This window comes from Streptomyces sp. NPDC001068, from assembly GCF_042897315.1.
Lineage (GTDB): Bacteria > Actinomycetota > Actinomycetes > Streptomycetales > Streptomycetaceae > Streptomyces.
Genome location: NZ_JBIAYD010000014.1, coordinates 225,864 through 239,847, shown reverse-complemented (window position 1 = coordinate 239,847; position 13,984 = coordinate 225,864). Strand labels below are relative to the sequence as shown.

12 protein-coding genes are annotated in these 13,984 nt (G+C 71.9%); 8 read left to right on the top strand and 4 right to left on the bottom strand.

Annotated elements, in window-relative coordinates; all coding sequences use genetic code 11:
• Window positions 1-3 precede the first annotated feature (3 nt).
• The 6 genes from ACFY3I_RS35435 to ACFY3I_RS35410 all read left to right on the top strand — a co-directional run bounded on the left by ACFY3I_RS35435 (window position 4) and on the right by ACFY3I_RS35410 (window position 5,676).
• Window positions 4-1,305 carry a hemolysin family protein gene (locus ACFY3I_RS35435; RefSeq protein ID WP_390865092.1) on the top strand — a complete coding sequence of 434 codons (1,302 nt, stop codon included), beginning with the start codon at window positions 4-6 and terminating at the stop codon, window positions 1,303-1,305.
• Window positions 1,302-1,661, top strand: a complete 360-nt coding sequence (locus tag ACFY3I_RS35430) for an MmcQ/YjbR family DNA-binding protein (RefSeq protein WP_390865091.1) — start codon at window positions 1,302-1,304, stop codon at window positions 1,659-1,661. The genes ACFY3I_RS35435 and ACFY3I_RS35430 overlap by 4 nt, the downstream gene beginning before the upstream one ends.
• 64 nt (window positions 1,662-1,725) lie before the next feature.
• Window positions 1,726-2,076, top strand: coding sequence for a cytidine deaminase (locus ACFY3I_RS35425; protein WP_390865090.1), 351 nt, complete (start codon window positions 1,726-1,728; stop codon window positions 2,074-2,076).
• 486 nt (window positions 2,077-2,562) lie between these two features.
• A complete protein-coding gene (locus ACFY3I_RS35420; protein WP_390865089.1) occupies window positions 2,563-3,030 on the top strand; it encodes a hypothetical protein in 468 nt (155 codons plus the stop codon).
• Window positions 3,031-3,190: 160 nt separating this feature from the next.
• A complete protein-coding gene (locus ACFY3I_RS35415) occupies window positions 3,191-4,525 on the top strand; it encodes a beta-xylosidase (protein WP_390865088.1) in 1,335 nt (444 codons plus the stop codon).
• 80 nt (window positions 4,526-4,605) lie between these two features.
• On the top strand, window positions 4,606-5,676 hold the full coding sequence (locus ACFY3I_RS35410; RefSeq protein WP_390865086.1) for a WxL protein peptidoglycan domain-containing protein: 1,071 nt from the start codon (window positions 4,606-4,608) through the stop codon (window positions 5,674-5,676).
• On the opposite strand, the gene ACFY3I_RS35405 is transcribed toward ACFY3I_RS35410, so the two are convergent.
• A complete protein-coding gene (locus ACFY3I_RS35405) occupies window positions 5,570-5,908 on the bottom strand; it encodes a P-II family nitrogen regulator (RefSeq protein WP_390865085.1) in 339 nt (112 codons plus the stop codon). The two genes, ACFY3I_RS35410 and ACFY3I_RS35405, sit on opposite strands and share 107 nt — an antisense overlap.
• Before the next feature lie 203 nt (window positions 5,909-6,111).
• Here ACFY3I_RS35405 and era point away from each other — a divergent pair, with 203 nt between their 5' ends.
• The gene (gene era / locus ACFY3I_RS35400; protein ID WP_365288811.1) at window positions 6,112-7,080 is read left to right on the top strand and encodes a GTPase Era; all 969 of its coding nucleotides are present in this window, start codon (window positions 6,112-6,114) and stop codon (window positions 7,078-7,080) included.
• A gap of 50 nt (window positions 7,081-7,130) precedes the next feature.
• On the opposite strand, the gene ACFY3I_RS35395 is transcribed toward era, so the two are convergent.
• From ACFY3I_RS35395 to ACFY3I_RS35385, 3 genes are all read right to left on the bottom strand, one after another.
• Window positions 7,131-7,598: a hypothetical protein gene (locus ACFY3I_RS35395; protein ID WP_390865084.1), complete on the bottom strand. Its 468-nt coding sequence runs from the start codon at window positions 7,596-7,598 to the stop codon at window positions 7,131-7,133.
• A gap of 20 nt (window positions 7,599-7,618) precedes the next feature.
• Complete coding sequence (locus ACFY3I_RS35390; RefSeq protein ID WP_390865083.1) at window positions 7,619-12,079, bottom strand: RHS repeat-associated core domain-containing protein; 4,461 nt, start codon at window positions 12,077-12,079, stop codon at window positions 7,619-7,621.
• Between the two features lie 65 nt (window positions 12,080-12,144).
• On the bottom strand, window positions 12,145-12,993 hold the full coding sequence (locus ACFY3I_RS35385) for a helix-turn-helix transcriptional regulator (RefSeq protein ID WP_365295797.1): 849 nt from the start codon (window positions 12,991-12,993) through the stop codon (window positions 12,145-12,147).
• Between the two features lie 131 nt (window positions 12,994-13,124).
• On the opposite strand from ACFY3I_RS35385, the gene ACFY3I_RS35380 reads away from it, so the two are divergent.
• Window positions 13,125-13,982 (top strand): NAD(P)-dependent oxidoreductase, encoded by an 858-nt coding sequence (locus ACFY3I_RS35380; RefSeq protein ID WP_365295795.1) that lies wholly within the window; start codon window positions 13,125-13,127, stop codon window positions 13,980-13,982.
• Window positions 13,983-13,984: the final 2 nt, after the last annotated feature.

Below are 13,984 nucleotides of genomic sequence, written 5' to 3'. Positions count from 1 at the left end.
CGTATGAGTCCGCAGATCGTCGCCGGAGCGATCGCCCTGGTCGTCGTCGCGTGGCTGGCCGCCTGCGCCGAGGCCGGCATCGCCCGCGTCTCCAGCTTCCGCGCCGAGGAGGCCGTGAAGTCCGGGCGGCGCGGCAGCGCCAAGCTCGCCCAGATCGCCGCCGACCCCACCCGCTATCTCAACGTGGCGCTGCTGGTCCGCGTGGCCTGCGAGATGGCGGCCGCGGCCCTGGTCACCTACGAGTGCCTCCAGGAGATCCCGGCCACCTGGGAGGCGCTGCTCGCCGCGATCGGCGTGATGGTGCTCGTGTCGTACGTCGCCGTCGGGGTCTCGCCGCGCACCATCGGCCGGCAGCACCCGCTGAACACGGCCACGGCCGCCGCGTACGTGCTGCTGCCGCTGGCCCGCGTCATGGGCCCGATCCCCTATCTCCTCATCCTCATCGGCAACGCGCTCACCCCCGGCAAGGGCTTCCGGCGCGGTCCGTTCGCCTCCGAGGCCGAACTGCGCGCCCTGGTCGACCTCGCCGAGAAGGAGTCGCTGATCGAGGACGAGGAGCGCCGGATGGTGCACTCGGTCTTCGAACTCGGCGACACCCTGGTGCGGGAGGTGATGGTCCCGCGCACCGACCTCGTCGTCATCGAGCGGTACAAGACGATCCGCCAGGCCCTCACCCTCGCGCTCCGCTCCGGCTTCTCCCGGATCCCCGTCACCGGGGAGAGCGAGGACGACATCGTCGGGATCGTGTACCTGAAGGACCTGGTCCGCAAGACGCACATCAGCCGCGACGCCGAGTCCGACCTGGTCTCCACGGCCATGCGGCCCGCGTTCTTCGTACCCGACACCAAGAACGCCGGCGACCTGCTGCGCGAGATGCAGAAGGAACGCAACCACGTCGCCGTCGTCATCGACGAGTACGGCGGCACGGCCGGGATCGTCACCATCGAGGACATCCTGGAGGAGATCGTCGGCGAGATCACCGACGAGTACGACCGTGAACTCCCGCCCGTCACCGACCTCGGCGACGACCGCTACCGGGTCACCGCCCGCCTCGACATCACCGACCTCGGCGAGCTGTACGGCCTCGAGGAGTACGACGACGAGGACGTGGAGACCGTGGGCGGCCTGCTCGCGAAGGCCCTCGGCAGGGTGCCGATCGCGGGTGCCTCCGCCCAGGTCGAACTCCCCGACGGCCGCAGTCTGGCCCTCACCGCGGAGTCGGCGGCCGGCCGGCGCAACAAGATCGTGACGGTGCTGGTGGAGCCGGTGCCGGTGCCCGACGACCCGGAGGACGAACCGACGTGACCCCGGAGCGGCTCCGCGCGTTCTGCCTCTCCTTCAACGAGGCCGAGGAGGACTTCCCCTTCAGCCCGGACGTCTCGGTCTTCAAGGTGCTCGGCAAGATGTTCGCGCTGAGCTGGATCGACGCGAAGCCGCTCAAGGTCAACCTCAAGTGCGACCCCGAGGACGCGGTGCGGCTCCGCGAGGAGCACGAGGGGCTTGTCGCGCCCGGCTACCACATGAACAAGCGGCACTGGAACACCGTGACCGTGGACGGCGGCCTTCCCGAACGGCTCGTGAAGGAGCTGATCGAGGACTCGTACGACCTCGTCGTCGCCGGTCTGCCGAGGGCGGAGCGCCTGCGGCTGGACCGGCCGTGACGGGGCCGGGCGGTGCGGGTGGCCGGGGTGTCTGACCGAGTCAAGTTGTTCGTATGCTCGGGGCATGACCGAGAGCAGTGGGCTTGATCCCGAGGACCGCAAGATCGTCACCCTGGCCCGTTCGGCTCGGGCCCGCAACGGGGTGGCCGAGGGTGCGGCCGTACGAGACTCGACCGGGCGGACGTATGTGGCGGGGACGGTGGAACTGGCCTCGCTGAAGCTGAGCGCGCTGCGGACGGCGGTGGCGATGGCGGTGGCGTCGGGAGCGGAGTCGCTGGAGGCGGCGGCGGTGGTCTCGGGAGCCGAGGGGGTTGCGGCGGAGGACCTGGCCGCGGTGCGGGATCTTGGTGGGGCGGGGACGCGGGTGCTGCTGGCGGGGCCGGACGGAGAAGTTCGGCTGACTGTCTCCGCCTAGCCTCGCCCTCCCACCCACCCGACTCGCTCCGTCGAGAAGCGAGGACCTCTTTGACTCCGTCGGGGGAAGGGGCGGGGACGTTTGACTGGGGGGGCGGGGTCCGAGGGCACCTGCCGCGCCGTCGTGGTTGCTCGCGCAGTTCCCCGCGCCCCTGAAAGGGGCGCTACGGCCGACGCCCCTGAAAAGGGGCGCTGGGGGTCCCCCCGGCCGAAGGCTGGGGGAGGAACTGCGCGACCAGCCCCCACTCGGCCGCACCCCGCCACCGCCGTCACCACCCCCCCTCGGCCGGGTTTCGCGGACAGTCGGCCAGATTTCAACCTTGTCGGTCTGTTTCTCCCGCGCATCAATGGGACCGTAAGTTCCGACGGTCCGTCAGATTCTCGGCGGGGCGGCGGAGCCGGCGCCCCGCGGTGTGCCCGCATCCACCCGGACCGGGGCCGCCATCCCCACATGGCATTCCCACAACGGGAAGGGAGCCCGATCCCCATGAAACGCTTGACCACCGGTGCGGCACTCGCGGCGGGGGCCCTCGCCGCAACGGCGCTGGCCTTCGCACCCTCGGCCGCCGCCGTCACCCCGACCACCGCCACCGTCACCGCCTCCTGCGGCATCTTCGGCGGTGGCGCGGCCACCCTCACCGCGACCCAGAGCGGTACCTCGGCCACCCTCACGCTCACCTCCAGCGCGATCACCACCCCGCTCGCCCTGTCGGCGAACTCGATCGCCTCCACGCTCACCATGGCCAACTCGCACGGCGCCAACGTCGTCTTCAGCGGCACCGTGAACCCGGCCATGGCCGCCGGCAGTGCCGTCACCGTCGGTCCGCTGCCCGGCACCGTCGCCGCCGGTGACAGCCTCGACTTCCACGGCGGATCGCTGAAGATGGTCATCTTCGGCATCACGGTCACCTGCACGTCCAGCGCGGCCCAGTCGCCCGGCCCGTTCGTCTTCTGATCCCGGGCACGCTGACGGGTTCGTTCCGGATGCCGCAGAAGCTGATGGAGCGTCAGTTTTCTGCGGCATCTCCATTGACTTCTCACGCGGCCTCCACATCAATGGCCCCCTGTCGGCGCAGAGGAGCCGCTGCGCCCGCAACCCTCAGGAGGGGGCTTCCATGGGTTCACCCCCAAGATCACGAAGATCCCGACGGTGGCGCCTGGTCTCACTGTTCGGGGCGACCGCGCTCGCGGTCACGGCGGGGGGCGCGCTGGCCTGTCCGGCCGGTGCCGCCGGGACGAACGTCGACTTCGCCACGCACTGCATCCCGCCCGCCGTCGCGGGCCTCCCGCCGATCGACGGCACCACCACCGCGAGCGTCTCGGTGGACGACGCCACACCCGAGGTCGGCGACACGGTCACCGTGACCTACACCGTGGTCACGCCCGCCGCCAACAACCCCACCGCGCTCGCCCTGCCGGCCGACATCATGACGCCGACCGGGAAGGTGACGCTGGGCGGGGCGCAGAGCGGGGACGTCACGGTCACCGGGCCGAAGAAGAACGATCCGGTGCCCGGTTACGGGACCTTCCCGTCGTTCTCCATGACGGGCACGTTCACCGTCACCTCGCCGGGGCAGATCACCCTCTCGCCCGGCGACTACAACATCCACACCAGCTACATCCTGGAGCTGGACACCCCCTGCACGGTCACCAACCCGCCCGCCCCGGTGTCGCAGACCGTCACGGCGACCTCGACGACCCCGGTCAACAACCGTGCCATCAGCCTGAGTTCGGCCTCCGGGAACCCCGGTGACAGCGTCACCGTCAGCGGGCGGAACTTCACCCCGGGCGCGGCCGTCACGCTGGCCGGCCGGTCCGGGAGCAGCCAGACCGCCGACACGGCCACCGCGACCGCGAGCTCCGACGGTTCCTTCAGCGCCCCGATCACCGTCAACGACAAGACGACGACCGGGATCGTGGCGTACGAGGGGAGCGCGTGGAGCGACACGGCGGGTGCCGGTCCCGCCGCCTACGTCGTCAACGACACCACTCCGGTGCCGGACGGCAGTCAGAAGCTGACGACCACCGTCAAGGCGGGCACCCTGTCCATGTCCCAGGCCGGGGACTCCGTCGCGCTGTCGTCGGTCGACTTCGGTCAGGGCGGGGCGTCCACCGGCACGCTGCAGACCGTCACGGTCAAGGACTTCCGTGGCGGTCCGGCCGGCTGGTCGCTCACCGGCAAGGTCACCGACTTCACCGGTCCCGGCGCCAAGATCGACGCCGGGAAGCTGAGCTGGACGCCGTCCTGCGCCACGAAGGCGGGCAGCCCGAGCACCTGCGCGGCCGGTTCCGCGGGCGCCGTCGGCGGTTCCGGAGCGACCCTCGCGTCGACCCCGGACGCCACGGCCGCCGGGGGTGAGTTCACCGTCGGCGCCGGACTCTCCCTGGACGTACCGGCGTTCACGCCGCCGGGATCGTACTCCGGAGTCCTGACCCTGACGCTCAGCTGAGCCACCGCCCCTGTGGCGGCCGGATCCGCGAGACGGACCCGGCCGCCACCCGAACCGCTTCCGACCGGGGGTCCGCACCCATGCGTCGCGTCAAGCCGTATGTCCTCCTCCTGAGTCTGCTGCTCCTCGGCGTCCTCGGGCCCCTGAGTACGGCGGGCCCCGCACGCGCCGCCGACAACGGCAGCTGGTCCGTCTACCCGGTCGCCTCGAAGATCGCCGCGCGGCCGTACTTCTACCTCTCCCTCGACCCCGGGCAGACGATCACCGACAAGGTGGCCGTCGCCAACAAGACCGGCGCACCGCTCACCTTCCGGCTGTACGCGGCCGACGCCTACAACACCGCGCGGGACGGCGGGTTCGCCGTCCGCACGGTGAAGGAGCGGATGCGGGGGGTGGGAGCCTGGGCGAAGCCCGGGAAGGCGCGGGTGACCGTGCCGCCGCACCGGACCGTCACGGTGCCCTTCACCCTCCGCGTGCCCGAGGGCGCCGAACCCGGTGACCATCCGGGCGCGATCGTGGCGCTGGACGAGCGCGTCGACCCGGGGGCCGGCTCCCTCGCGCTCGGCGTGCAGCGGGCCGTCGGCGCCCGGGTCTACCTGCGGGTGAGCGGGCCCACCCTGCCGGCCGTCTCCGTCGAGAACGTGCACCTCGTCCACCACCAGCCGCTGGTGCCCGGCCTCGGCGACAGCACGGCGACCGTCTCCTACACCCTGCACAACACGGGGAACGTGACACTGAACCCCACGGTCCGGCTGCGGGCCGAGGGGCTGTTCGGCCGTACGCTGCTCAGCCGCGACCTCACCGGCATCCCCTCCGAGCTGCTGCCGGGGGAGCGCGTGCGGCTCACCGCGCCCTGGCACGGCGCGCCCCAGTTCGACTGGGGGAACGTCACGCTGACGGCCAGCGCGGCCGGCACCAGGGAGTCGGCGAGCGCGTCGTTCCTCGCCCTGCCGTGGCTGCTGGTGGGCGTGGTCTTCGCCGCCGGGTTGGCCGGCGGCGCGCTGCTCGCCCGGGCCCGCCGGGGCAGGGGTCTGCCGTGGCCGCTCAGAGGGCGTCGGGGCCGCGTTCGCCGGTCCGCACCCGTACGACCGTCTCCACCGGCAGTGCCCACACCTTCCCGTCCCCGATCTTCCCCGTCCGCGCGGCCCTGACGATCGCCTCGATCACCGGCTCGGAGTCCGCGTCCTCGACGACGACCTCGATCCGGACCTTGGGGACCAGGTCGACCCGGTACTCGGCACCGCGGTACACCTCGGTGTGACCGCGCTGCCGGCCGTACCCGCTGGCCTCGGTCACGGTCAGGCCGTGCACGCCGATCTCCTGGAGTGCCGCCTTCACGGCGTCGAGGCGGTGGGGCTTGACGATCGCGGTGACGAGCTTCATGGCTGGGGCTCGGCCTTCCGGGCGGAGGGGAGGAGGGACGCGCCGACCGGGTCGCCGTGGCCCGGGACCCTGTGATCGTAGGCCGTCTCCGCGCGCACCGGGAGGCCGGCCGGGCAGGCCGCCGGAGTGTGTTTCCGTGGTGGGCCGGTGGCACTGGGTCACCGGGGTCCGACGGTGCGGCGGGGTGCCGTGGATCAGGGAGAATGGGGGCCATGAGCGTTCGCAGCCAGTCAACCGAGCCGTCGGAACCGTCGAAGGCCGTCCACCGGGCGGGCTTCGCCTGCTTCGTCGGGCGCCCCAACGCCGGCAAGTCCACCCTCACGAACGCTCTGGTCGGGCAGAAGGTGGCGATCACCGCGAACCAGCCGCAGACCACGCGGCACACCGTACGCGGCATCGTGCACCGGCCGGACGCGCAGCTGATCCTGGTCGACACCCCGGGCCTGCACAAGCCGCGCACCCTGCTCGGCGAGCGGCTCAACGACGTGGTCCGCACCACCTGGGCCGAGGTCGACGTGATCGGTTTCTGTCTCCCGGCGAACGAGAAGATCGGCCCCGGCGACCGCTTCATCGCCAAGGAACTGGCCGGGATCCGCAAGACGCCGAAGATCGCGGTCGTCACCAAGACCGACCTGGTCGACTCCAAGGCCCTCGCCGAACAGCTGATCGCCATCGACCAGCTCGGCAAGGAGCTGGGCTTCGAGTGGGCCGAGATCGTGCCGGTGTCGGCCGTCGGCGACCAGCAGGTGAACCTGCTGGCCGACCTCCTCGTCCCGCTCCTGCCCGAGGGGCCGGCGCTCTACCCCGAGGGCGACCTCACCGACGAGCCCGAGCAGGTCATGATCGCGGAGCTGATCCGCGAGGCGGCCCTCGAAGGCGTCCGCGACGAACTCCCGCACTCCATCGCCGTCGTGGTCGAGGAGATGCTCCCGCGCCCGGACCGCCCCGCCGACAAGCCCCTCCTGGACATCCACGCCAACCTGTTCATCGAGCGCCCCAGCCAGAAGGGGATCGTCATCGGCCCCCAGGGCAAGCGCCTGAAGGAGGTCGGCATCAAGTCCCGCAAGCAGATCGAGGCCCTGCTGGGCACCCCGGTCTTCCTCGACCTGCACGTGAAGGTGGCCAAGGACTGGCAGCGGGACCCGAAGCAACTGCGACGGCTCGGGTTCTGAGGACCCGGGGGCCCCACTCCCCGGTGCTCCGCGGAGCGGGCTGAAACACGTCACCCACCGGTGTTCGCGGGGGGCAGCCGCGTCACGAAGGCGCCGAACTCGGCAAGGGACTTCTCCAGATCCTCCCGGCCCGCGTCGTCCTCGGGCAGGAGCGGAAGCCGGGGCGCCGCGAAGCGCTCGGCCCCCTCGCGCACCGCGCTCGCGAGCCGCGCCGCGGACGAACGGTCGATCACCGCACCGTCGTGGAGGGTCTCGACCGAACCGTCCTTTCCGCGCCGGAACGTCAGGGAGAAGGACGAGTCGACGGCCGACGTCGTGAACGACCGGTCACGGCCCGGCAGGAAACGGCGCAGCCCGTCCAGGAGCAGGGTCAGCGAGAGATAGATCATCATCGCCTGGTCCGGGGTGCGGTCCCGTGAAGTCGCCTCGCCCCGGTCGCCCCGGACGTCCATGTGCCCCAGGTCGAATCCCGACGGCGGGGGTGCCTCGTTCTCGTCCACGGAGAACTCGAACTCCATGTAGCGCCGCTCCTTCCTTGTCAGACGGCACTCTTGCCCACGGGGAAGAACGTGATGATGTTGTTCCCGTCGTGCGAGTCGACGGTCACGCTGTACCGCGCGCTGTGCCCGTTGACGGTCATTCTCTTCTCGAAGGTCTGGATGCGCTTGGCGGGGTCGGAGATCCGGGTGCCTCGTTGTACGACCTTCTTGGCGGCGGCGTGCACCTGCTCCCTGGTCGTCGTGGGCGGCATCATGTCGGCGTGCCTGGTCGACGGGTTCGTGCCGGTGATGTGCCTGGACTCGATGTGGATCCAGCCCTTCTTGAGGTCACCGGTCTCCAGGCGGGGCGTCGTACGGCACAGCGCGAGCCCGAAGGGGTCGATCCACACCGTCGGGTTGGGGACGTACCAGCCGGGGTTGGGGCCGCCGCCGAGGCCGATCGGATCGGGGCTCAGGTACCTGCCCAGGGCGGGGTCGTAGTACCGGTGGTAGTTGTAGTGCAGCCCGGTCTCGTCGTCGTGGTACTGGCCGGGGAACCGCAGCGGGCAGGACGTCCTGCCCTCGGGCGCGGCCAGAGCCACGCCCCACAGCGTGGTGCGCAGCCGCCAGCCGGTCTCGCCCTCGTCGTCGATCAACTCCGTCGGCGCGCCCACGAGATCGGTGACGATGGCGTAGAACCGCGCGTCGACGTCCCGCTGCGGGGTGGCGGGGGTGACCCGTGACTCCGCCTGCGCGACCGGCTCACCGGTGTGCGGGGACCACTCCCAGCTGAACACCTCACCGTCGTCCGCGCCGCACCGCTCGGCCAGCTCGGTGCCGTCCCACGTGAAGTGGGTCGACGACAGGACCGTTCCGTCCTCCGCCAGCAGTCGCTTGGCGATACGCCTGCCGAAGGCGTCGTAGGCGTAGTGCCAGCGGCGGCCGTCCGGGGTGACGACCTCGGCCAGCCGGTCCTCGGCGTCCCACCCGTAGCGCCACTCACGTGAGCCGCCCGAGAGCAGCTTCAGGGTGCGCCGGACCATCCGGCCCTGCGCGTCGTGCTCGAAGGAGGTCCGGCCGGCCCGCCGGACGCCCAGCGGGCCGTGGTCACGGTCGCCCGCCGTCTCCGCGGCCGCGGCCGGTCGTGCCGTCGTGCCCGTCCAGGAGGCGTCCGTGACGTCACCGGCCGGGTCGTAGGCGTAGCCCTCGGTCCAGGACTCGGCGGTGACGGAGGTGATCCGGCCCGCCCGGTCGAGTTCGAACCGCCGGTCGCCCGAGACGCTGTCGCTCACGGCGACCGGATGGTGGTCCGCGCGATAGGTGTGCCCGCGCAGCAGCGCCGAACTCTCCGGAACGCCGCTGACGGCCTGCTCGACCAGCCTGTCGTCCCCGTCCCAGCGGCGGCTGAGCACCGCCGAGCCGAGCCGGCGTCCGGTCTCCCGGCCGGCCTCGTCGTAGCCGACCGTCATGCACCGGCCCGCCATGTGCAACGCGACCGGCCGGTTGTCGGCGTCGTACTCCCAGGTGCTGAGCAGTCCGCTCGGAGTGCGCCGCCGCACGCGGCGGCCGAGGGCGTCGTAGGTGCTGTGGAGCGCGCGTCCGTCGCACGTCTCGCGGACGATCCGTCCCAGGGCGTCCCGCTCCAGTGTCACCAGGGCCGCGGGGTTCTCGGCCCGCACCACCCGCCCGAGTCCGTCGTACGCGTAGGTCGTCACGCCGTCCGCGGTGCGCTGCTCGACCAGGTTGCCGAGGAGGTCCCGGCGGTAGTGCGTGGTGCGCCCCAGCGCGTCGGTACGGGCGACCAGTCGGTTCGCGGCGTCGTACGCGTAGCCGAGGGCACGCCCGAGGAAGTCCTCCTCTCCGGTCATGTTGCCGACGGCGTCGTACGTGTAGCTCCAGGTCCGCCCGGTCGCGTCGGTCACGCCCGTCAGCCGGCGTTCCGTGTCGTGCCGGAAGAGGAGACGCGAGCCGTCCGGGCCGGTCCGGGCGGTGACCACACCGAAGTGCGTGTACTCGCTCCGGGTGACACCACCGACCGGGTCATGGTGCTCGGTCTCGTTGCCCTCCTCGTCGTACGTCCAGCGTTCCGCCGCGCCGCCGGGCGTGACACGCCAGGCCATGCGGCCCTCGGGGGTCCAGCCGTACCGGGTGACGTCGCCGCGCGCGTCGGCCGTGGCGGCCACCCGCCCGAAGGTGTCGTACGTGAACCGCGTGGTCGCTCCCAGCGCGTCGGTGACGGCGTCGACACGGCCGTGGCCGTCGTACCGGTAGCGCCGTGTCCGGCCGAGCCCGTCCGACAGGGCCACCATCCGGCCGGTGCCGTCATAGGCGTACCGGGTGACCGCGTCCGCGGGATCGGTCACGGCGAGCAGGCGGCCCCGTTCGTCGTAGTCGAAACACCACTCGGAGGCGTCGGCCTCCGTGACGCGCACCGGCAGCCGGAGACCGTTGTACTCGACCGTGGTCCGCAGTCCGTCGGGGCGGACCACCGCCCGCCGGTTGCCTTCCGCGTCGTACGCGTAGCGGGTCGTCCGTCCCAGGGCGTCCGTCTCCGCCAGCACACGGTCGTCGTCCCACTCGGTCGTGATGGTGCGGCCGAGGGCGTCGGTCTCCCGGACGATCCGGAAGTCCCGGTCGTACCGGTAGGTCGTGGCGCAGTCCAGCGAGTCGACGTGCACCGTCGTAAGGCGGTCCGCGTCGTACCGGAAGGTCCCGCTGTGAAACCCGTCCGATCCGACGGTCCGGACGCAGCGGCCCTCGTCGTCGTACTCGTACCGGTAGTCGGTGCCGTTGCGGTCCCGCCAGGCGACGATCCGGTGTTCCGTGTCGTACGACAGCTTCAGCGCCCGCCGCGAGGAGCCGTAGGTCTCGCGGAGGTCGCCTGCTTCGTCGTAGCGGTACCGCGCGATCACCGGTCGGTCCGGGTCGCTGTCCAGCCGCAGCGCGGTGACACGCCGATCGGCCGTCTCCAGGCCCAGCCGGTAGCCGCCCTCGCGGAACACCGCCCGCGGCACACCCTCGTCGTCGTGCTCGACATCGACGCGTCCGCCGTCCCGGTCGCTGATCGCGACCAGGCGCAACTCGGAGGCCACCGGCCCCGGCAGGGCGCGGAAGTGCCGTATCCGGCCCGTGTCGGGCACCAGCACCCGCATCCCGTCGCCCGAGTCGCCGGACCACTCCAGCGGCCATCGCGGGCCCATGACGGGCAGCATCGGCAGGCCGGCCTCCGGTATCGGGTAGTGGAGCACCATGCCGTCCGCGGTCACCAGGCGGACACCGTCGGCATCGAGCAGCAGACGCTCGTCCAGTACCGAACTCCAGGACGGCCCGAACCACTGTCCCTCCCGGAACGAGGACACGTGATGCCGTTCGAGGACGAGGGGCAGCGCGCCGAGCAGTTCCACGTCGACGACCGAGGCCACCACGTCACCCGTCACGACGTCGACCGGGTCGCTCTTGCAGCGCCGCTCGGCCATCAGTTGCGCCTCGCGGCGCAGCTTGCCCATGTTGCCCCGCGCGGCCTTGGCCATGCCCTTGAGACCCAGCTTGCCGAGCCCTCGCGCGCCCTTGGCGAGTTTGCCGAGGGAGGTGATGCCCTTGCCGCCGGGTATGCAGTCCATGGCGGCGAACGCCACATCCCACAGGGAGGCTTGCCCCTTGGAGTACTTGTAGAGGGTGTCCGCGAGGACGACGAGGGCGGCGACCAGCACGATCGCGCCGAGGATCGGCCCGCCGATGATCATCGCGATGATCCCGACGACCGCGACGACGACCTTGCAGACCGTGACGATCGTGTCCCAGTTGTCCTCGAACCAGTGGCCCACGTCCTGCCACCAGTGCCGGTTCGGGATCCCCGCGTCCGACGCCTCGTCGATCTTCCGTTTCGCCTCGCCCGCCGCGTCGTCGCGCATCCGCCGCGCGTCCTCGGCCATCTTCTTCGCCGCGTCCAACGCGCTCTGCGCGGACGTGACGTCCGACTGCGCCGCGGTGTGCGCGGACTTCGCGTTCCGCACGTCCCGGGTCGCGGCCCGCACCTTCGCCTCGTCCGGCTTGTCACCGTCCGACTTGGCGCCGGTGGGGTCGTCCCTGTACTTGGCGGCTTCCTTCCCGGCCCGCGTCACCCACGAATCGGCCGAGGACAGCCGGGACTTGGCCGACGACAGATCCGACTGCGCGTCCTTCGCCTTCACCAGCGCCCGGTCCGCCAGCGCCTGCGCACGCTCCAGCTTCGGCCAGTAGTCCGCCAGCGCGTCCCCGCACAGCTCGTAGGACTTCTTCAGCTTCTTCAGGTTCTTCGGGACGTCCTTGAACTGGTCTTTGAAGACTTCGGCGGACTTCCCGGCCCATTGCAGGAGCGTGTCCTCACCGGCCATGCCCTTCACCAGTCGGAGGGCGTCCGAGACGTCGTCGGCGAAGGCGTGCAACTGGGAGGCGAGCGTACGGACGCGTTGCGGGTCACCGGGCGTCGGATCCCGGTCCAGGTCGAGTGGATGCCAGTCCGCCGGCCGGTACCCCGCCATAACCGCAACCCCCGTCGCCGTCGTTCACCCATTGCGCGTGCGTTCCGGCAAAGGTACCGGGCGGGTCAACCGCGGCTCGGGGCCATGTCCTGCAGGCCCACCACCCTGAGCAGTTGCAGGCGTTCGTGGGAGGCCGTGCCCGGGCGGGCGGTGTGGACGACCAGTTGCTGATGGGTGTCGGCGTTGAGGAGGACCTCGCAGTCCAGTTCCAGGAGGCCGACGGTGGGGTGCAGGAAGCGTTTGACGGTGGCGCGGCGGACCGCCACCTCGTGTTCGGCCCACAGGCGGGCGAACTCCTCGCTGCCCGCCAGGAGTTCGGCGACGAGGGCGGCGGGGGCCGGGTCGGCTGGGCGGGCCGCGGTCACCGCCCGCAGGTTGGCCACATGGTCCCGGGTGTGGGCCGGCCGGTCCTCCGGCGGGAACAGGTCGCGGGCCGACGGGTCCAGGAAGTAGCGGCGGAGCAGGTTGCGTTCGCGCGGCGGGCGGGCCAGGACGTCGCCGCTGAGCGCCCGCGACAACGCGTTCTGGGCCAGGACCTCGCCGTAGTCGGTCGCCACCAGCGCCGGGGTGTCGTGCAGCCGGTCCAGGACCAGGAGCAGGCCGGGGCGGACGTGCGTGCTCGTCGCCTCCCGGCGCGGGGGCTCCTCGCCGGCCAGGTGGAACAGGTGGTCGCGTTCGTCCTCCGTCAGGCGCAGCGCGCGGGCCATCGCCGTGAGCATCTGGCGGGACGGGCGCGGGCCCCGGGACTGCTCGAGCCGGGTGTAGTAGTCCGCCGACATGCCGGCCAGGGACGCCACCTCCTCGCGGCGCAGGCCAGGCGTGCGGCGGCGGGCGCCGGCGGCCAGGCCCACGTCGGCGGGGTCCAGGCGGGTGCGGGCGTGGCGCAGGAAGTCGGCCAGTTCGGGGCGGTTCACCCCTCCAGGGTGACGCGGGGCGCCGGGCTTATCCAGGGACTCCCGATCCCCTGATCGGGAGGTCTCTCCCGGTCGGGTCCCGGCCGGTCGAGGGTGGTGGCACCGGAACGGAAGCGCAGAAGGAGAAGAACATGATCACTCTTGTCACCGGAGCGACCGGACAGGTCGGGCGGCGGTTCGTGCCCAGGCTGCTCGGCCAGACCCTGCCGGGGGAGCGGGTTCGCGTGCTGGTGCGGGACGCGGCCCGCGGCGAGCCGTTCGCGGCCCTCGGCGCCGAGGTGGCCGTCGGCGACCTGCGGGACGAGGAGGCGCTCGGCAAGGCCGTCGCCGGGGTGGACGCCGTCGTGAACGTCGCCGCGGCCTTCCGCGGGGTGCCGGACGAGGAGGCGTGGGCCGTCAACCGCGATGCCGCGGTGGCCCTCGGCAAGGCCGCGCTCTCGGCCGGCGTACGACGGTTCGTGCAGGTCAGCACCGGGAACGTGTACGGCACCGGGCGCGGCCGGCCGCTCACCGAGGAGGACGAGAGCCGGCCCGGCGGCGAGCTGTGGGGCGCCTACCCCGAGTCCAAGGCGGTCGCCGAGCGGGAGCTGCTCGCGCTGGCGGGCGCCATGGAGGTGCGGATCGGGCGGCTGCCGTTCGTCTACGGCGAAGGAGACCCGCACCTGGCCGCCGTCATGCGCTGGGCCGTGAACTGGGCGCCCGCCCAGCGGCTCCAGATGGCCCACCACGCGGACGTCGGCCAGGGCCTGATGCGTCTGCTGTACGCCCCGGCGGTGAACGGCCCGCTCTACAACATCGCCGACGACGCGCCGGTCACGACCGTCGAGCTGTACCGGCTCAACGGCGTGGAGATGCCCGCGGACCAGTACTCCCGCACCGACGCCGACCCCTGGTTCGGGATCATGTCGAACCAGCGGATCCGCCGCGACCTCGGCTTCCGGCCGATCCACCCGAGCGTGTGGACCGCCCGCGACGCCGGCGCCCTGTGAGC